The sequence below is a fragment of the Natrarchaeobaculum sulfurireducens genome (assembly GCF_003430825.1).
GTDB classification, from domain to species: Archaea; Halobacteriota; Halobacteria; order Halobacteriales; family Natrialbaceae; genus Natrarchaeobaculum; species Natrarchaeobaculum sulfurireducens.
Genome location: NZ_CP024047.1, coordinates 1,408,284 through 1,425,308, shown reverse-complemented (window position 1 = coordinate 1,425,308; position 17,025 = coordinate 1,408,284). Strand labels below are relative to the sequence as shown.

The 17,025-nt window shown below is 63.1% G+C and carries 19 protein-coding genes; 12 read left to right on the top strand and 7 right to left on the bottom strand.

What is annotated here, in order from left to right:
* Nucleotides 1-39: 39 nt before the first annotated feature.
* The 3 genes from tpiA to AArc1_RS08200 all read left to right on the top strand — a co-directional run bounded on the left by tpiA (nucleotide 40) and on the right by AArc1_RS08200 (nucleotide 2,087).
* Nucleotides 40-684: a triose-phosphate isomerase gene (tpiA, locus tag AArc1_RS08210; RefSeq protein ID WP_117363899.1), complete on the top strand. Its 645-nt coding sequence runs from the start codon at nucleotides 40-42 to the stop codon at nucleotides 682-684.
* Between the two features lie 371 nt (nucleotides 685-1,055).
* Nucleotides 1,056-1,484: a DUF3054 domain-containing protein gene (locus AArc1_RS08205; protein ID WP_117363898.1), complete on the top strand. Its 429-nt coding sequence runs from the start codon at nucleotides 1,056-1,058 to the stop codon at nucleotides 1,482-1,484.
* 387 nt (nucleotides 1,485-1,871) lie between these two features.
* Complete coding sequence (locus tag AArc1_RS08200; RefSeq protein WP_117363897.1) at nucleotides 1,872-2,087, top strand: hypothetical protein; 216 nt, start codon at nucleotides 1,872-1,874, stop codon at nucleotides 2,085-2,087.
* A gap of 137 nt (nucleotides 2,088-2,224) precedes the next feature.
* Here AArc1_RS08200 and AArc1_RS08195 read toward each other — a convergent pair whose 3' ends face one another.
* Nucleotides 2,225-2,731, bottom strand: a complete 507-nt coding sequence (locus AArc1_RS08195) for a universal stress protein (RefSeq protein WP_117363896.1) — start codon at nucleotides 2,729-2,731, stop codon at nucleotides 2,225-2,227.
* Nucleotides 2,732-3,032: 301 nt separating this feature from the next.
* Between AArc1_RS08195 and AArc1_RS08190 the strand changes: the two genes are divergently transcribed.
* Nucleotides 3,033-4,037: a DHH family phosphoesterase gene (locus AArc1_RS08190; protein WP_117363895.1), complete on the top strand. Its 1,005-nt coding sequence runs from the start codon at nucleotides 3,033-3,035 to the stop codon at nucleotides 4,035-4,037.
* 18 nt (nucleotides 4,038-4,055) lie between these two features.
* Here AArc1_RS08190 and AArc1_RS08185 read toward each other — a convergent pair whose 3' ends face one another.
* On the bottom strand, nucleotides 4,056-4,523 hold the full coding sequence (locus AArc1_RS08185) for an Hsp20/alpha crystallin family protein (protein ID WP_117365830.1): 468 nt from the start codon (nucleotides 4,521-4,523) through the stop codon (nucleotides 4,056-4,058).
* Between the two features lie 209 nt (nucleotides 4,524-4,732).
* Between AArc1_RS08185 and AArc1_RS08180 the strand changes: the two genes are divergently transcribed.
* The 4 genes from AArc1_RS08180 to AArc1_RS08165 all read left to right on the top strand — a co-directional run bounded on the left by AArc1_RS08180 (nucleotide 4,733) and on the right by AArc1_RS08165 (nucleotide 6,823).
* The gene (locus AArc1_RS08180) at nucleotides 4,733-5,413 is read left to right on the top strand and encodes a DJ-1/PfpI family protein (RefSeq protein WP_117363894.1); all 681 of its coding nucleotides are present in this window, start codon (nucleotides 4,733-4,735) and stop codon (nucleotides 5,411-5,413) included.
* A gap of 76 nt (nucleotides 5,414-5,489) precedes the next feature.
* Nucleotides 5,490-5,666, top strand: coding sequence for a hypothetical protein (locus AArc1_RS19000; RefSeq protein ID WP_186336671.1), 177 nt, complete (start codon nucleotides 5,490-5,492; stop codon nucleotides 5,664-5,666).
* Nucleotides 5,667-6,077: 411 nt separating this feature from the next.
* Nucleotides 6,078-6,302, top strand: coding sequence for a DUF1918 domain-containing protein (locus AArc1_RS08170; protein ID WP_117363893.1), 225 nt, complete (start codon nucleotides 6,078-6,080; stop codon nucleotides 6,300-6,302).
* A 74-nt stretch (nucleotides 6,303-6,376) separates the two neighbouring features.
* Nucleotides 6,377-6,823 (top strand): RNA-binding protein, encoded by a 447-nt coding sequence (locus AArc1_RS08165; protein WP_117363892.1) that lies wholly within the window; start codon nucleotides 6,377-6,379, stop codon nucleotides 6,821-6,823.
* Between the two features lie 17 nt (nucleotides 6,824-6,840).
* Here the strand turns inward: AArc1_RS08165 and pyrF are convergent, their stop codons facing one another.
* Nucleotides 6,841-7,641 (bottom strand): orotidine-5'-phosphate decarboxylase, encoded by an 801-nt coding sequence (pyrF, locus tag AArc1_RS08160; protein ID WP_117365829.1) that lies wholly within the window; start codon nucleotides 7,639-7,641, stop codon nucleotides 6,841-6,843.
* Between the two features lie 265 nt (nucleotides 7,642-7,906).
* Between pyrF and AArc1_RS08155 the strand changes: the two genes are divergently transcribed.
* Nucleotides 7,907-8,185 carry a hypothetical protein gene (locus tag AArc1_RS08155; protein WP_228442411.1) on the top strand — a complete coding sequence of 93 codons (279 nt, stop codon included), beginning with the start codon at nucleotides 7,907-7,909 and terminating at the stop codon, nucleotides 8,183-8,185.
* On the opposite strand, the gene AArc1_RS08150 is transcribed toward AArc1_RS08155, so the two are convergent.
* Nucleotides 8,186-8,611, bottom strand: a complete 426-nt coding sequence (locus AArc1_RS08150) for a VOC family protein (RefSeq protein ID WP_117363890.1) — start codon at nucleotides 8,609-8,611, stop codon at nucleotides 8,186-8,188.
* Nucleotides 8,612-8,786: 175 nt separating this feature from the next.
* On the opposite strand from AArc1_RS08150, the gene AArc1_RS08145 reads away from it, so the two are divergent.
* Both AArc1_RS08145 and AArc1_RS08140 read left to right on the top strand, forming a co-directional pair.
* On the top strand, nucleotides 8,787-10,568 hold the full coding sequence (locus tag AArc1_RS08145; RefSeq protein WP_117363889.1) for a cation:proton antiporter: 1,782 nt from the start codon (nucleotides 8,787-8,789) through the stop codon (nucleotides 10,566-10,568).
* Nucleotides 10,561-12,255 carry a cation:proton antiporter gene (locus AArc1_RS08140; protein WP_117363888.1) on the top strand — a complete coding sequence of 565 codons (1,695 nt, stop codon included), beginning with the start codon at nucleotides 10,561-10,563 and terminating at the stop codon, nucleotides 12,253-12,255. Before AArc1_RS08145 ends, AArc1_RS08140 begins: the two co-directional genes overlap by 8 nt.
* Nucleotides 12,256-12,411: 156 nt before the next feature.
* Here AArc1_RS08140 and AArc1_RS08135 read toward each other — a convergent pair whose 3' ends face one another.
* From AArc1_RS08135 to AArc1_RS08125, 3 genes are all read right to left on the bottom strand, one after another.
* A complete protein-coding gene (locus AArc1_RS08135) occupies nucleotides 12,412-12,606 on the bottom strand; it encodes a hypothetical protein (RefSeq protein WP_117363887.1) in 195 nt (64 codons plus the stop codon).
* 104 nt (nucleotides 12,607-12,710) lie between these two features.
* Nucleotides 12,711-14,402 (bottom strand): cation:proton antiporter, encoded by a 1,692-nt coding sequence (locus tag AArc1_RS08130; RefSeq protein ID WP_117365828.1) that lies wholly within the window; start codon nucleotides 14,400-14,402, stop codon nucleotides 12,711-12,713.
* Nucleotides 14,395-16,155: a cation:proton antiporter gene (locus AArc1_RS08125; RefSeq protein WP_117363886.1), complete on the bottom strand. Its 1,761-nt coding sequence runs from the start codon at nucleotides 16,153-16,155 to the stop codon at nucleotides 14,395-14,397. The genes AArc1_RS08130 and AArc1_RS08125 overlap by 8 nt, the downstream gene beginning before the upstream one ends.
* 182 nt (nucleotides 16,156-16,337) lie before the next feature.
* Here AArc1_RS08125 and AArc1_RS08120 point away from each other — a divergent pair, with 182 nt between their 5' ends.
* Entirely contained in the window at nucleotides 16,338-16,997 is a 660-nt protein-coding gene (locus AArc1_RS08120) for an HAD family hydrolase (RefSeq protein WP_117363885.1), read from the top strand.
* Nucleotides 16,998-17,025 lie beyond the last annotated feature (28 nt).

Genomic DNA, 17,025 nt, shown 5'->3' with positions numbered 1-17,025 from the left:
CACGCAAGCTATTTCTGCCGTGCGAAACGCCTCTCCTCTATGTTCATCCTCGTCAACCTGAAGACCTATCCCTGTGATCCGGTCGCAGTGGCCGACGCCGTCGCCGCCGTCGACGAGACGACCGACGCACGCGTCGCCGTCGCACCACAGGCGGCTCACCTCGAGCGTGTCGCAGAAACCGGTGCCGAGACGTGGGCCCAGCACGTCGATCCGATCGACTACGGGAGCAACACGGGTCACACGTTGGCCGAGACGGCGGCCGACGCCGGTGCCGTCGGCACGCTCATCAACCACTCCGAACACCGGCTCAAACTCGCCGACGTCGACGGATCCGTCCGTGCAGCCGACCGTGCCGGGCTCGAGACCGTCGTCTGTGCCAACAACCCGGCCCAGATTGGCGCGGCCGCAGCGCTCGGTCCCGATGCCGTCGCCGTCGAACCGCCGGCACTGATCGGCACCGGCACGCCGGTCAGTCAGGCCGACCCGGAGGTCGTCGAGGGAGCCGTCGACGCGGCCCGGAACGTCGACGAGGACGTCGCCGTCCTCTGTGGTGCCGGCATCAGCACCGGTGACGACGTCGTGGCGGCCGCCGACCTGGGTTCCGAAGGTGTCCTGCTCGCAAGCGGTGTCGCGAAAGCCGACGACCCGAAGGCGGCGCTCGAGGACCTCGTCGACCCACTCTAGCGGTTCGCCACGACTGATTCTATCGGCCTCGAGGTGACTCATAGCACGAATTGCTGACAGCGTCGAGTCTCCATCGCCTACCTCGACGGCGATGGCTGTACGTCCCTGCAATGAGGATAGGCGGCCCCTACCCACCTCCATCGGGCAACGGCCACCGCTCGAGTCGACCCTCCCGTCGTCGGCTCGCCTGACTGAAAGCGCCAGATAACAAAGGTCGTCGCTGTCGTCATCGATTCACGCGGGGGTTCCCCTCGCACCGCTCCGTCCGTTGGACGATCCTCGGCGACAACCCGTCGCCGGGTTCTTCCACTCTTGCCTCGAGGCTGTCTCGAACCGGGACACAGAAAGGGATTCGCTCCCGAGAGTCGTCTATGAACGCGGCAGTGCGATCGGACGGTTGGTCCGGCGTCACCGACCGGCGGGTGCTCGTACTCGCCATCGGCGATCTCGTGGCCATCGTCGCTCTCATCGTCATCGGACAGCTCTCACACGACATCGACCCGGTCACCGATCCGCTGGCATCGCTCGAGTCGATGGTCCCGTTTCTGATCGGTTGGCTCGTAATATCACTGCTTGCGGGCGTTTACGCCCGTGAAATCGCGACATCGGTCGCTCGAGCTGCTCGATCGACGACGGTCGCCTGGATCGCCGCCGTGAACGTGGGGCTCATCATCCGCTCGACACCGCTGTTCGACGGTGGTTCGGGGTGGCCGTTTAACCTCGTCTTGACCGGATCGGGACTCGTAATTTTACTCGCCTGGCGACTCGCGTACGCGTCGGTCGTCGGCTCGGACGCCTGATCTCCGTCCTCGAGGAAGCAGTCGTCGATGGTGAGCACGCTCTGTTGGCCGATTACTCTCGGAACTATGTCATACTCGATCGCGCTGACTGGCTGACGGCAGAGACCATAACGATTGATGGTTGTGAATGTGTGCGGAGGAGTCTGGCTCCGTAGCACGTGCTTCGGCCCATCGTATGGCGATTTCAGGGTACAAGTGACCCATCAGTATTAGTATCTCTTCTGTAATCCTCTCCCTGGATATAGATTTTACAATCTCTCTATACGAACATAACTTATGCAAAAGTGATGCTGATTCACTGCCCAAAATACGGCTCAGAGATCGGTCCTGTATGAGCCAATTATGGGAAACACTTATATCCCTATTCCTCGTACTAGCGGATACATTATGACTGGATATTACGACATTGTTCTTGGCCTCATCCCAGTCGCGTTGCTCGGAATTAGTGCTGCTCTCACGCTCGTCGGACTTTCGTTGACGGCGGCGATTCCGATCGGCGCATTCGTCGCGATGGGGGTCATCGGACATGCAATGTTCGTTAACGCACCCGCCGACGTCTCTGACGAGGCTCAGTCGGCACGTCCGCCGCTCAACGCCGACTAACTTCCAGTCACTTACGTCTTCGACCGGTCATCTCGGTTCACGTGCCACGGTTCTTCTGACCGAGGCCTCGTTTCTCACCAGTTTCGTCGTCACCAGTTCGCCGTATCCGACGATACGCACAGGCCCTCAGAGATGGGTTAGCGGTTCCGGGAGTCACCGTCGGGACCCTGGTACGGCGATCGTTCGCTGAGTTTGGTTGCTTTGGCCGGGCCGCGGTTTCGGACGATAACCACGTCGTAGGTGTTCTCAGCTGCGACTTTCGCGCCGACGCTACTAACGCTCGCCACGATCTGGCCGGCGTTTTCACTTCCGATGAACACCATCGAGGCGTCCGCCTGACGCGCGAAGTTCCGGAGCCTCGTCGCGATCGAGCCCGCAGGTGCCCGCCTATCGACGACGATGTGCTGAAAATTGGCCTCTGGTGCGATGTCGGCGACGGTTCGCTGGAGTTGCGACAGTATCGTTCGGAGGTCAAACGACTCGTCGTCGCCGATCCAGCCTCGTTCTCGAGCGTATCGGTCACTTAGGTTCGGAACCACGACAACGGCAGTGATCGGCTCGTCGAGAACCGTGCTGAACTCGACTGCGCGAATCAATGCGGCTTCCGCAAGTTCCGTCCCGTCAAACGGCACGACGAACGTCATGCTCGATTATGTGTCCATCGCCCCCATGGTTCTTTCCAGTGTCTCTCGGGAGCGAGGGCGAACCCGATGCGGTTGCGGGCCGGCGGCTGTGATGGTCGCTGTTCGACCGTCATAGCCCTGCCGTCCGGGCAAGTCACTCAGCCGGTCTGATCTTGAACCCGTATCTGGTAACCCCTTCCTGGGTGTACACCTGGCGAATCGTCTGTCACCCTCGAGACGACGCGTGGATCGGTCGGCCGACTCACGTGTCGAGAGTCGGGACGAGCTTCAAGCAGTTCCGTCACTTACTTTCCCCATCCACATGTCCCGCGCGGCCGACCTCGTGTCCGTCCTCGAGACGGCCGAGTCGCTGGTGATCGTCTGTCACGACAATCCCGATCCGGACTGTCTCGCCAGTGCGCTCGCGCTGGAAGCCATCGCGCTCGAACAGGGCGTCGAGACGGTGACGATCGCCTACGGTGGTGAGATCTCCCACCAGCAAAACCGGGCGTTCGTCAACATGCTCGACATCGCGTTGCGGACGATCGAGGAGACCGAGATCGACGCAGTCGACTGTATTGCATTCGTCGACCACAGCCAGCCAGGAGAGACAACTGAACTCTCCGAACGCGTCGAACCGGACATCGTCGTCGACCACCACCCTGGCGAGGCCGTCGGTGCACGGTTCGAAGACATCCGGTCCAGATACGGCGCGACGGCAACGCTGTTCGTCGAATATCTCGAGGAACTCGATGTCGAACTCACGTCGCGGCTGGCCTCGGCGTTGCTGTTCGCCCTCCATCGCGAACGCCTCGATTTCGTTCGTGATCCGACCAGACGCGAGTACGAGGCTGCGCTCACTGTGTACCCTGATGCAGATCTCGAAACGCTAGAACAGCTCTATGGAAGCGCCTTTTCACCGGGAACGCTCGACGCCATCGGCCGGGCGATCGCGAGCCGGACTCGCCGGGGTTCCTCGCTCGTCGCGAGCGCCGGTGCGACCGCCGAAACCGACGCACTGCCACAAGCTGCCGACTACCTGCTCAACCTCGAGGGGGTCGACACCGTCTTCGTCTACGGTATCGTCGGGGATTCGATCCGGTTGAGCGCCCGGTCGATCGATCCCCGCATCCACATCGGACGGACGCTCAACGACGGCTTCGGTGAACTCGGCTCCGTCGGCGGCCACCACGACATGGCCGGCGGCCGGATCGAACTTGGGTTGTTCGCCGACGATGCAGACGACAGCGAGGTCCTCCTCGAGTTCGCTGGCGACCGGCTCACGCGTCGCTTCTTCGACGCGGTAAATCTGAACGACGGTCGCTGACGATCCGACCGTCGTCACCTACTCGTCGATCTCGATCGTTCGTACGTCCCCACTGCCACCGAGTTTCGGGAGGTGAATCGTCAACACGCCGTTGTTGACCGTCGCGTGGACGCCGTCTGCATCGACGGGCTCAGGCAGTCGAAGGTGCCGGCTGAACGACGCGACCCGTCGCTCCCGGCGTAGGTAGATCTCGTCGTCGTCCTCGCGTTCAGCCGTCCGTTCGCGCTCGCCCGTGATCGTCAGTGTCTCCCCGGTGAGCCGGATCTCGAGGTCGTCAGTGTCGTATCCGGGGACGTCGACGGTGACGACCAACGCGTCACCCTCGTCGGCGAGGTCGAGGCTCGTTCCCGACTGCTCTGTCGAGAGGTCGAGCCGACTCTGGTTGTCGACGTCCATCTCCCACGAGCGGGCTGCAGACTCGAGTTGCTTCGTTAGTCTGTCGAACAGTTCCTGGACGTCCTCGAACGGGTAGGGTCTGTCTGGCATGGTGTCCACACGACCGTACGACGCCGACATCGAAAAACGCTACTCGCCATCTGCAATGTGGTTCGACTCTCGGAGCCGGGCCGAAGACGCGACCGCTCGCCTGTGGCGGACGTCCGCACACGTCGTCACCCGATCTGTCGGTCGACCTGAATGCGGCAGAACCGAGGGGTGGTCAGGGCGTTTTATGCGTAGCAGACGTACGACCGCCGATGACAACTGCACTGTTCGTCGTCAGCGAGGAAGGGTATTGGGGAGAAGAGTGCGTCGAACCGCTCGAGACGCTCTCTGCGGCGGACGTCGAGATCACGGTAGCGACGCCGTCTGGCTCACCGCCGACGATCGACGAGGGATCGATCGATCCCGACCAGGTCGGCGAAGAGACCGCCGAACACGTCACGGCAGTCCACGAAAACGACGAGCGGTTGAACAACCCTATCCCCGTCGCGCAGGCTGACGCGGCGGCCTACGACGCGGTCGTCTTCCCCGGCGGCCACGGCACCGTCTGGGACGTCAACCAGGATAGCGACGCTCGTCGGTTGCTTCGCGATGCCGTCGAGGGTGACGACGGCGTCGCCCTCGTGGTCTGTCATGCCGTTGGGATACTGGCGTTCGCCCGGGACAGCCACGGCGCGTTCGTCGTCAACGGCCGCGACGTAACCGGTTTCCCCAACGCCTGGGAGGAAGACATCGTCGACGAGAACGACCGGCTGTCCGACGGCCGAAAGCTCCCCTACTGGGTCGAAGACGAGGTGATCGCGGCCGGCGGAAACTGGGACGCCGAACTCGAGGCCGACACGAGCGTCACCGTCGACGGCGACCTCGTCACTGCCCGCGGTCCTGCCTCCTCGAGTGCGGCCGCCGAGGCGCTCCTCGAGGAACTCGAGCTGTAGTTAACAGGGAGTGACAGTCACGTCGGCTGTACCGACGGACCGACTGAGTTTTACCTGCAGATTCCTGAAGGCGTATGTGGTCCCTGCCGAACCGTCGCTCCCGGATCGAAGTGACTCGTTAGAGAGTCGAGGCTACCGAATCACCGTCGACGACGGACGCGACTCGTTCTACGCGCTGAGTATCGAAGACCCCGACGACGACGACGCCTGGGTGATGTCAGATACGGTCTGTTCGCTCGAGAGCATGCTCTAGGCGACTGACGCTGTTCGACGACTGGTGACCCGTCCGTTCTCGACATCGACGAGTTCACGCCTGCACACTGGCGTCGCCACGGTCGCCGGCCCACCACTCCTCGAGCAGGTGCACCAGCAGATAGCAGACGAGAAAGACGCCCATCGCGATCGGGCCTTCCGTAGCCGACGACGAGCGTCAGAAGCGCCCACCAGATCGCTCCCTCCGTCTCGCGGTCGGTCGCGTCGACGTAGACCGCGTACGCACCGACGACCGGAAGCAGGAGGAACAGTATCCCGAACATATCCAGATAGTTCAGGTACCGGAACAGATAGCTTTTCCAACTAGCGGGGTCGAACCCGGCGTGGCCCGCACAGCGGGATGAACCGACCGAATCAGTCCCTTTTTACGCGACGGCGGGGAACGTCCACTATGAGCTTCGAGAAGGACGACCGTGTGGTCCTCACCGACGAGCACAGCGAGTTCGACGGCGAGACCGGCACTGTCACCCAGACGATGGAGTCGATGTTCGGCGACGTCACCTACACGATCAGCTTCGAGGACGGCCAGGAGACCGGCGTCCCCGAAGACGCCCTCGAGGCGGCCGCCGACGAGGACGAGGACGAAGACGCCGACGAAGACGTCGACGAAGAGTAACGCCGTATCGGCCCCCGTCGATGGCGACGACCGGGCCGTTCGAGCACCCGTGCGGACGAACCGAGACCCTGTAGATGCCACAGATTCCGCTACACTACGTCGATTTACGGACGTTCTGCTACGCCACCGAGGACGAAAAGCGCGTCGAGGAGGCGCTTCGAACCTTCCTCCCGGACGACGACGAACCGTTTGAGATCGACCGCGTCGAGAGCGAGGGCCACTACGGCGACCGCATCCTCGTCCTCTCAGCGCGCGTCGAGAACGCCGACGACGTTCGTCACGTCCTCTCGCGACTGGCCGACCTCGAGGAGTTCGAGACGCTGATCGACGAACTCGACGAGCGCGTCACCGAAAACACCGAACTCTTCTTGCGACTCGATAAACAGTCGGCGTTCAGCGGCGAGGTTCGACTCGGCGATGGAATCACGTTCCGCGCGAAAGTCGAAGCCTACCCGGCAAAGAAAGCACAGGCCATCGAGAACGCCGAGGACGTACTCGAGCGTCTGCGTGATGAGACGTAAGCTCGATCGGGACCCGGTCAGTCGCGATACTCGTTCAGCCGTGTTTTGAGGCGTTTGGCTGCACGCCCGCTGGCAGTGGCGAACCCTTCGCCCTGGTTTTCACCCGCGAAGATGATCCCGCGCGAGGAGTTGACGAGGCCGACGCCGTTCGCGAGGCCGTACGTTATCGCAGCCTCGGCGTCGCCACCCTGTGCCCCGACGCCGGGTACGAGGAATGGGAGATCGGGCACCTGCTCGCGCAGGTCCTCGAGTTCGTCGGGGTTGGTCGCGCCGACGACGAGCCCGACGTTGTCGTTTTCGTTCCACAGGTCCGCGAGCGCGGCGACACGCTCGTAGACGGCTTCGCCGGTCTCGAGCCCGAGGTCTTGTAAGTCCGCGCCGCCGGGGTTGGAGGTCCGACAGAGGACGAAGACGCCCGACTCCTCGTCGGCGAGAAACGGCTGGAGGGAGTCCCGACCCATGTAAGGATTCACCGTGATCGCATCGACGGTCTCGAGAACCTTCGCGTACTGACGGGTCGTGTTGCCGATGTCCGCACGCTTGGCGTCGAGCAGAACGGGGACATCTTTCCCGTGGGCGTAGGCGATGGTCTCCTCGAGGGCGGCCCAGCCGTCGGGGTCCTCGTAGAAGGCGGCGTTCGGCTTGTAGACGGCGGCGTGTTCGTGCGTGGCGTCGATGATCCGGCGGTTGAACGCCCACCGCGGGAGGTCGTAGTCGGCGAGGTGGTCAGGGATGCGCGAGGGATCGGGGTCGAGGCCGACGCTGACGACGCTGTCGACCGTCCGGATGCGGTCGTGCAGTCGGTCGAGGAAGTTCATGCAGGCGAGTGTCGCCGCGACGGTCGAAAAGGTTGCTATCCGTCGGACAACGATCGTGGCGACGTTCGATGAGTCTGCACGAAGGCGGCTATCGGACCCCACTCAGTCGTGGCTTTGACTCGGGTCGATATCCGTCCGTGAGTCGGTCCACAGCTCGAGTCAGACCGCGTTCGTCGGGCCTCGTGGCCCGGTGACCACCGGTTCGTGCCTGTGACTTCCACGCAAAAACCCAAATTCTTTCACCGGTAGTTACTTTGGTGGCGTCGTGGTCGGCGTCGGTATGTACCTCCCCTCGACGACGGCCTCGAGACTGGGGCGCGTCCGGGATCACGTTCGATCGGTGCTCACCGCTCGAACGGATGCGTCCGCACGCACGGCCGGCAACCGCGGCCCCGAGACGGCGACGGAATCGGACGACGACGGACCCGGAAATCTCTTTCACTGTTCGGGCTGCGGCGTCGTCTACATCGCCGAGGAAAAACACGTCTGCTCGCAGTGTGACAGCGACGTCGAGCAGGTCCCGTCGACGCTTTCTTGTCGGTGATCAGGCCTCGAGCAACTCGATCAGGTTCCCCTCCGGGTCGCGGAGAAAGCAGATCGTCGTTCCGCTCGCGGTGGTCCGGGGCTCGCTGAGCGTCGGCACGTCCTCCGGCAGGTCCGCGTAGAACGCCTCGAGGTCGGCGACGGCGAGGCCGACGTGGACCGCTCCCGGCTGGTTCAGCTCGTTCGAGGACGCCGCCTCATCCTCGGGGTCGTACTCGACGAGTTCGACCCGGACGCCGTCGGCCTCGAGATGGGCGAACGTCCCCGCAGCGCCGTCGACGTCCACGGCTGTCCCGAACGCCTCGCCGCTCACCTCGAAGCGGTCGACGACCTCGAGACCGAGCACGTCCCGGTAAAACGGGAGGGTTCGCTCGAGGTTTGCGACGGTGATGCCGACGTGGTGGGCGGTGGCTGCGTTGGTGGTCATACGAACCACTCGGTCGAGTTGGGGCGAAAGGGTTTCGTCTCCCCCGGCGTCGCTCCCCTCGAGGCCGTCGCCAGTCCCGAACTCGAGTCGCCGCTGTGGTATCGTCTCACGTCCACTCAGCGTATGAAAACACGTTTAGGCATCACGGAGAGAGTGTGAAACGACTTATCAGACGATGAGTGAAATTGCACTCGCTGCTGATTTCGCGATCATCGTCGTCGTCGCGACGGTCATCGGCCTTATCGCTCGCCAGACGGGCCAGCCGACGATCATCGCGTACATCCTCACGGGGATTCTTCTCGGTCCGGTCGCGTTCGATATCGTGACCAACGAGGGGTTGGTCGAACTGATGGCCGACCTCGGCTTTGCGTTCCTGCTGTTCTTGCTCGGGCTGAAGATGCGGTTCGAGGATATTCGTGAGATCCTTCCGGCAGTGACGAACGTCGCCGTCGGACAGACGGTTCTCCAGACGGCGCTCGCGTTCCTCGTGGCGTGGGCGCTCGGTTTCGCTACGGAGGAAATCCTGGTTATCGCGCTCGCAACGGTGTTCGGCGCGACGCCGATCATCGTCAAGATCCTCACCGACAAAGACGAGATCACCAGCCTGCCGGGGAAGATCGACGTCGGCGTGCTCATCGTCCAGGACATCTACCTCGTAATCGTCCTCGCACTGTTCGCGACCGACGAACTCGGTGGACCAGCGGACATCGCATCGACTCTCGGGATCATCCTCGTCATGATGTCGTTCATCGGTATCTTCTCGCTTCTATCGTCTCGGTACATCCTCCCGGGCCTGTTCCGACGTATCGCGGACAACAAGGACGTGTTCCTCATCGTCGCCATCGCCTGGGCATTTCTGTTCGTCGCCATCGCCGAAGGTGCCGACCTCGATCCGAAAGTCGGTGCGTTCCTCGCAGGCATCAGCATCGCGCAGTTGCCCTACAGTAAAGAGCTGGAGGATCGGATCACCCCGATCACCGACTTCTTCATTCTCGTCTTCTTCGCCACGATCGGCCTCCAGATCGATGGCCTCTCGAGCCTACTCGCTTACTGGTGGCAGGCGATCGTCGCCTCGATCGTCCTGATGATCGGCAACTTCTGGATCATGTTCTATCTCATCGACCGCGAAGGATTCGGCGTCGAAACCTCGTTCCTGGGCTCGCTCAACATGGTGCAGGTCAGCGAATTCTCACTCATCGTCGGGGCGCTCGCGATCGAACAGGGCTACATCGGCTCCGACGTACTCGGCTATCTGAGCCTCATGGCGCTGTTGACGATGAGCATCTCGACGTACCTCATCGCCTACAACCACGCGATCTACGAGCGACTCGAGCCGTGGTTTAGCCGGTTCGACTCCGACGACGAGAAAGACGCCGAGATAGGCACCTACGAGGGGCACGCGATCGCCATCGGCTACGACGAGATCACCGAACAGGCGCTTTCGCTGCTCGAGGACCGCTACGGCGAGGTCGTCGTCATCGACCGCCAGACCGACCACATCGAGAAACTCGAGGCCGAAGGCCGCTACGAGTTCGTCTTCGGTGACTTCCGCCACACCGAAGTCCGCAAGGAAGCGAACCTCAAGGGTGCGGCGTTCGTGTTGAGTTCGAGCGTCGAACGCGAAGTGAACGAAGCGTTGCTCGCGGAGGTCGCCGACGACGCGACGGTCTTCGTCGAAGCCGAGCGGATCGGTGACGCCCGCGCGCTCTACGACCGCGGTGCGACCTACGTCATCATGACGTCACATCTCGCAGCCGAGAAGCTGACCGAGTACGTCGAACTGTACGTCACGAACCGAGACGCGTTTGACGACGCAGTCGCTCGAGACGTCGAGCGCGTCCGAGGCCAGCACCGACGATCCGCGGACCGCCTCGAGGCGCGCGAGAGACGAATCGACCCGGCGTCGACCGCCGACCCCGATGTCGACGAGACGTCCGGAGGTGAGTTCGATGGCTGAGGAACTGGTGATCGCGCTGGCGGTCGTCTTCGTGACGGCTGGGGTCCTGTCGCTGCTTGCGAACCAGTTCGGTCTCTCGCCGATTCCGTTTTACATCATCGCGGGACTGATCGCGGGGCGGTTCGTCACGGAAGCGGAGATCATCGTGCTCGCCCAGTGGGGAATCGCATTCCTCGTGTTCGCCTTCGCGATTCGGATCGACTTCGGGGACGTCGAGACGGTGCTTCGCGACGCAGAAGTCGCCGCCGTCACGCAACTGGTCGTCGTCGCGCCGATCGCCTTCGGAGTCGGCTACTTCTTCGGCGATCTGTTCGGCTTCGCCGATCCGGTTCGCAACGCTGTCTACTTCGCTGCGGCCGTTATCCTGAGCTCCTCGCTGGTCGGCGGCGTCTTGCTCGGGACGGAGATCCGCGAGAATCTCGTCCATGGTCGGCTGGCATCGTCGATCCACTTCTTCGACGATCTGGTCGCGATCGCGTTGCTGTTGATCCTCAGCACAACGGTCGTCACGGCCGATGCCATCGCCGCCCAGATCGGCTACGGGGTCGTGTTGGTCCTCACAGGGCTGTTCATCTACCGCCATGGCTTCCCGATTGTAGTTCGACTGGCTGACGGTGACGGCGAACTCGTCCTCGTCGGGAGCATCTCGATTCTGATCGCGTTTCTCGCGGCCGCGGAGTACATCGGTCTCTCGATCGTCGTCGGGGCCTTCGCCGCTGGCGTCGCCATCCGAAGCGACGGCACGCAGGCACTCGAGGTCCAGAACGGAATCGACTCGATCACCGACTTCTTCGTCGCCATCTTCTTCGTTACCGTCGGCGCGCTGGTCGCGGTCCCATCGCTCGAGGTGCTCGTCATCGCGGGTGCACTCTCAGCGCTCGTCCTCTTTGTGAACCCGCTCGTTCACCTCGTGTCGTTCGTCTACGAGGGCTACGACACCCGAACGGCATTTCTGGCTGGCTCGAGTCTCAATCAGGTCAGCGAGTTCGCGCTCATCATCGCCATCCAGGCGCTGTTGATGGGGACGATTGCCGATCCGATGTTCGACGCGATCATCCTCGCGGCGGCGGTGACGATGCTCCTGACGTTCCTGGGACGACGGACCGAAGACGTCGTTTTCGAGACCGTCGTCGCCAGGCTGTTTCACGGTCAACACACGCGAAAAGTCGACGAGCGTAGCAGCGTCGACGACCTCTCCGAACACGTCGTCGTGGTCGGGTACGGCCGAATCGGTCGCCGTATCGTCGAGAGACTCGAGGAACACGAGACGCCGTACGTCGTCGTGGAGAACGACCCCGTGCTGTGGGACGAACTCGATGCCGAATGTCGCAATTACGTGCTCGGCGATGCGCTCGCGGCGTACACCTGGGAGAAAGCACAGGTCGAAGAAGCGGCGCTCATCTGCTCGACGGTCGACCACCGGCCGGTGTCGGAGATGGTACTCGACCTCGAGACCGACGCCGACGTCATGCTCCGGTCAGAATCGGCAGCCGAGGCGGACGAACTGCTCGATGCGGGTGCGACTCACGTCGCCGTCCCGGACGTCCTCGCGGGTGAACAGTTAGTTGTGACCGTCGAGGACCTCGCCGCGGGCGAGACGGAACCGGACGAACTCGAGCGAGCACAACGGGATTATTTCCGAACGCTCGAGCGCTACGGCTTTGCGACACGCGAGGAACGGCTCTGATCTCGGCGGCTGCTGAGGTTCTCTTCACGGATCGATAGCGTGTCGAGAGATTGCGACGGCCACCGGTACGGTCCATCCATATGCTACCGCTAACAGGTCACGACTCTGTGGGCGCTGAACGAGGCTGCTCGCTCGAAAGAAGCCGGAAGTGGCGGCTCACACCGGGCCGCCAAAGTGCTCGTGGACGACGAGAACGAGGACCAGTCCCACGACGAACAGCGGCGCGGCGATGATCGTCTCGAGGTCGATCGCGTCGGCCAGTCCGAGTGCAGCGACGACCAGTAGTGCGACGCCAACGGTGTAGACGAGAAGGTTGCGGCCGATCCGGAGTGCCTGACTGGTGTCGAACACGACAGGATGTACCGACGCCGACGACAAAATCGTGGTGATCTCTCGGCTACGGAGCGTTGGACCCCCGACGGGACGCTCCCTGGCGGTCGAGAGCCGCTTCGGAGTTAACGAAGGTGAAGCGGGACGTAGTCGGCGAGACGCTCGAGTTCGCCTCGCTGTCGTTCTCGCAACTCCTCACGCGTCAGGTCGCCGGCGAGTACCGCCTGGATCTGGTGGGCCAGTTGCTGGCCCGCGAGCAGGTCTGGGTGGCCGACGTACAGCGCTCCCTCGTCGACCAGTTCCAGGGCGGTTTCCCGGTCGCCAGCCCGTAGCGTCACGTCGGCGTCGACGTCGAGCGAGAGGATACGCCGCGAGACAAGCCGGGAGTCGACCGTCGAGACGATGAGTTTCGCGTCGTCGACGTTCGCCTTCTCCCAGGTATAATCTTCCATCGCGTCCCCGATGACGGCGGCTTCACAGTCGATCGTAACGGCTCCTCTGCGGGCGGGATCGTTCTCGATGACGACGTAGGGCTGTCCCAGTTCTTCGCAGGTCTCGACCAGCTTCTGTCCCTGTCGGCCGTAACCGACGACGATCACGTGGTCCGTGAGATCCGCTGGCACGTCGCTCCACTCGTCGATTCGGTCGTGCCGGCCGCTGATGACACCACGGTCGGCGAGCGCTCGATAGATTTCCTCGTTGTACCGGTGGGTGAGACTCGAGGTGATCATCGTCACCGCCGCCGCGAGGATGATCGCGTCGAAGACCGACGGGCTCACCGCCCCAAGCAGGAGCGCCTGGATGGCGATGATGAGCGCGAACTCGCTGACCTGGTCGGTGTTGAGGCTGGCGAGCGTCGCCGAGCGGGCCTCGTAGCCGCGAGCCACCAGAATCGCTGTGGTGACGGCCGGTTTCACCACCGCGGTCAGGAGCACGAGGCCCCCGGCCAGCAGCAGTTTCTCGACGGACTCGGCCCACCCGACTTCGACGAACGGGAAGACGACGAGCGCCCCGATCGTGACGAAGAAGATCGCGACGAAGAAGTCCCTGAGCGACTGGAGGCCGTTGAACAGGCCGAGATACTCGACGGGGTCGTGTCGAACGGCGAGCCCGGCAGCGAAGGCCCCGACGACGATCGAGACGCCGACGAACTCGGCGACGCCGACGAACGCCGCGAGCAACGTGATGACGCCAAGGATCATGAGTTCGTCCGAGTCTCCCGCGAGTCGACCCATGACGTCGAACAGATATCGGTTGACGAAGATAGCCGCGAGCAACAGCGCCACACCTGCGGCAAGCGCCGGAACCACGTAGTCCGCCTCGAGCGTGCCAGCGCCGAGGAGAAGCACGAAGAGGATAGCGAGCAGATCCTGGACGAAGTGCAGCGACTGGGACAGTCGGCCGTAGACGAGATCCATGATGATCTCCCGCTGGAGCAGCGCCGTCCCGACGATGGTCGACGAGAGTGCAGCAGCGATTCCGAGGTAGACTGCGTCGGTCGGCGACACGCCGAGGACGACGGCAAACCCGACACCGAGCGACCCGACGACGAGAATCTGTCCGATCGCCGCGAGTTCTCCGTCGACGATCACCGTCCGAATCGCTTCGAGATCGATCCGGGCACCGAACGTGAACACGAGGAGGGCGATCCCGTAGTACGCGAGTTCGAGCAGTGGGTCCGGTTCGAGTACCCACCCGGCGACGACTCCGGCGAGGACCAGCGCCGGCACCGTCGGCAGGCCAAACCGGTTGGCGAGGACCAGGAACGGCCCTGCCACGATGAAGAGTATCGAGACCGCGGTGAGCAACTCACTCATCGAGACCACCCTCGAGCTGGTTGCGGGGATCCGGGAACGGATTCGCCGTTTGCAACAGTTCGACGTCGCCGTCGATCGCTTCGTCCAAAACCTCTTCCGCTCCCTCGAGGTACGACCGGAGGTACTCCGAGAGTCTGTCGGCTGAGAGATACGGGGTCATGATCACGCAGTGTGCACCGCTGTCGTAGAAGTCGCGCGCATGGTCGATGCGCTTCGCTTCGACGAACGTGGTCGCGTCGTCGTTGGCCTCCCTGAGCAACACTTCGTTCACCGTCGGCTGGACCGACGAGGAGAGGACAAAGTCCGCTTTCTTCACCGCCGCATCTTTCCGGATGGTGGCGTTGTGGGCATCTCCAAAGATGGCGTCGTATCCCTCTTCTTTGAGCGCCTCGATGTGTCCGACCGTCCGGTCGATGACGACCACGTCCTCGTAGTGTGCGTCGAGGATCGGAAGCGCATTCCGCGTCACGTCGTCGTAACCGACGACGACTGCGTGACCGCTGTATTCACGTTTCCCGCCCCCGAACTCGCCGTCGCCAGTCCAGCGGGAGATCGTCGGCTCGAACCGCTCGTATAACGCGTGGTTGAACTCGACGAAGTACACCGAGACGGCCATCGTGAAGATCGCCAGCAGCGTCATGAACCCGAGCACCTCGGCCTCGATGAACCCGCCTTCGAAAGCGACGGCGGCGACGATGATGCCGAACTCGCTGACCTGGATCATGTTGATCGAGCCGAGGAACGTCGTCTCGGAGTCAAAGCCCTGCCAGTCGATCAGGTAGAAGAACACGAGGAATTTCACGGGCATCAACACCAGCGCGGCGAGGATCGCTTCCTGCCAGTGAGCCAGCAACTGGGCGGCCTCTAAGTCGAGGGCGACCGAGACGAAAAACACCATGACGAACAGGTCCGTCAGCGGGTTGACCCGGTCCTGCAGTTCCTTGCTGTAGGGGAGCTGGGCGATCGCCAGCCCTGCCATGAACGCCCCCATCTCGATCGAGAGATAGGCCTCGATGCCGAAGGGGGCGAGAAAGAGATTGACGTTGTCGGAGACGAAGACGAACAGGAACGCCCAGGCGATAGCGACGAGGAAGAACACCTCCTTATCGTCGGCGATACGACGGAACACCGTCGGCAGCACCGATCGGGAGGCACCGATAGCCGCGAGGGTAACGATGGCGACGAGCACGAGGACGACGGCGAGCGTCGTCGCGACTTCGGCGAGGTCGTCCGGCCGCCCGGCCGCGAGCACCGCCAGGATGATGACGACGACGATGTCCTGGACGAGGAGGACGCCGACGTCGATTTTCCCGTGTAACGACGTCGCCTCGTCTTTGTCGTTTAACATCTTGATGACGACCGCCGTCGAACTGTACATCACCGCTAATCCGATCAGAAACGCCTCGAGGAGGCCAAACGGCGGCAACGCGAGCGCGATGCCGAACCCAGCGAGAAAGACCACCGTCATCTGAGGGATCGAGATTTTGACGATCGGTGAGAGAACGTGTTGGACCTCGTCGAGTCGCATCTTGATCCCGAGTAAAAACAGCAAGAACGCGAGGCCGAGTTCGGAGAGCAACTCGGTGAGCTCGCTAACCTCGACGATACCGAGGGCCGCCGGTCCCATGACGACCCCCGCGACGATGTACGCGATGATCGTCGGCTGGCCCGTCCGTTTCGCGACGAAGCCGGCAAGCGTCGCACCCAGCAAAATAATGGCGAGATCGACGGTGAGCGTTACCTCAGAGACCATTCTGTTCGGACGAATCCGGCGTGGTGAATTAACGGTGTCGAAACCCGATGTCCAGCAGCCCCATTCGGACGACCTCGCCGATATGGCCTCAGCTGACCGCGCCCGCCACTGTTTTTGGCCATAGTCCAGCCACGTCGGCCCGAAGGGATAGGTTCAACCCCCTCGAGCCCCCTCTGACGGCTATGCCACGGGCGGTCGTCTTCGACCTCGATTACACGCTCGCCGTCCCGCGACGGGATCGCACGACTATTCTCCGGGAGGCCGTCGACGCCGCCGACGCGCCGACACTGACCCGCGAGGAGTACCTGGAGGCCCACCGTCGAAACCTCACGCGCGAGACGCGCGAGCCGATTTTCGCGGACTTGCTCGCCGACCGCGAGGCCGAGGCCGACCCCGTCGAACTCGCCAGAGCTTACCGCGAGACGATCGCCGAGACGCTCGAGCCCCTCCCTGGCGTCGAGGAAATGCTCGCCGAACTCAGGGACAGCTATCGCGTCGGGTTGCTTACCAACGGCCCCGTCCGTGCCCAGCGCGACAAACTCGAGACGCTGGGCTGGGAGGACGCCTTCGACGCCGCGCTCGTGACGGGCGAACTCGAGGCCGGAAAACCCGACCGGCGGGCGTTCGACGCGATCGCTGACGCACTTGCAGTTGCACCCGGTGACGTGGTCTACGTCGGCGACGAGGTCGATGCCGACGTCTACGGGGCCACGAACGCGGGGATGGACGTGATTCAGGTCCTCCTCGAGGACGGCCCCGACCCGGACCCGCGGGCCATCGCACACGTTCGACAGGCGGCGGTCGCGACCGAGATCCCGGCGGTCGTCGCTGGCCGCGAGTGAGCGCGGCCTCGAGCCTTCGATCTCAGGG

Bases quoted from the DNA above. Each gene is read 5' to 3' on its own strand.
- AArc1_RS08125 (WP_117363886.1), bottom strand. From the start codon at position 16,155: ATGGTCTCTGAGGTAACGCTCACCGTCGATCTCGCCATTATTTTGCTG.
- AArc1_RS08165 (WP_117363892.1), top strand. From the start codon at position 6,377: ATGCCACAGATTCCGCTACACTACGTCGATTTACGGACGTTCTGCTAC.
- pyrF (WP_117365829.1), bottom strand. From the start codon at position 7,641: ATGAACTTCCTCGACCGACTGCACGACCGCATCCGGACGGTCGACAGC.
- AArc1_RS08180 (WP_117363894.1), top strand. From the start codon at position 4,733: ATGACAACTGCACTGTTCGTCGTCAGCGAGGAAGGGTATTGGGGAGAA.
- AArc1_RS08195 (WP_117363896.1), bottom strand. From the start codon at position 2,731: ATGACGTTCGTCGTGCCGTTTGACGGGACGGAACTTGCGGAAGCCGCA.
- AArc1_RS08190 (WP_117363895.1), top strand. From the start codon at position 3,033: ATGTCCCGCGCGGCCGACCTCGTGTCCGTCCTCGAGACGGCCGAGTCG.
- AArc1_RS08150 (WP_117363890.1), bottom strand. From the start codon at position 8,611: ATGACCACCAACGCAGCCACCGCCCACCACGTCGGCATCACCGTCGCA.
- AArc1_RS08205 (WP_117363898.1), top strand. From the start codon at position 1,056: ATGAACGCGGCAGTGCGATCGGACGGTTGGTCCGGCGTCACCGACCGG.
- AArc1_RS08120 (WP_117363885.1), top strand. From the start codon at position 16,338: ATGCCACGGGCGGTCGTCTTCGACCTCGATTACACGCTCGCCGTCCCG.
- AArc1_RS08200 (WP_117363897.1), top strand. From the start codon at position 1,872: ATGACTGGATATTACGACATTGTTCTTGGCCTCATCCCAGTCGCGTTG.
- AArc1_RS08170 (WP_117363893.1), top strand. From the start codon at position 6,078: ATGAGCTTCGAGAAGGACGACCGTGTGGTCCTCACCGACGAGCACAGC.
- AArc1_RS08140 (WP_117363888.1), top strand. From the start codon at position 10,561: ATGGCTGAGGAACTGGTGATCGCGCTGGCGGTCGTCTTCGTGACGGCT.
- tpiA (WP_117363899.1), top strand. From the start codon at position 40: ATGTTCATCCTCGTCAACCTGAAGACCTATCCCTGTGATCCGGTCGCA.
- AArc1_RS08185 (WP_117365830.1), bottom strand. From the start codon at position 4,523: ATGCCAGACAGACCCTACCCGTTCGAGGACGTCCAGGAACTGTTCGAC.
- AArc1_RS08145 (WP_117363889.1), top strand. From the start codon at position 8,787: ATGAGTGAAATTGCACTCGCTGCTGATTTCGCGATCATCGTCGTCGTC.
- AArc1_RS08130 (WP_117365828.1), bottom strand. From the start codon at position 14,402: ATGAGTGAGTTGCTCACCGCGGTCTCGATACTCTTCATCGTGGCAGGG.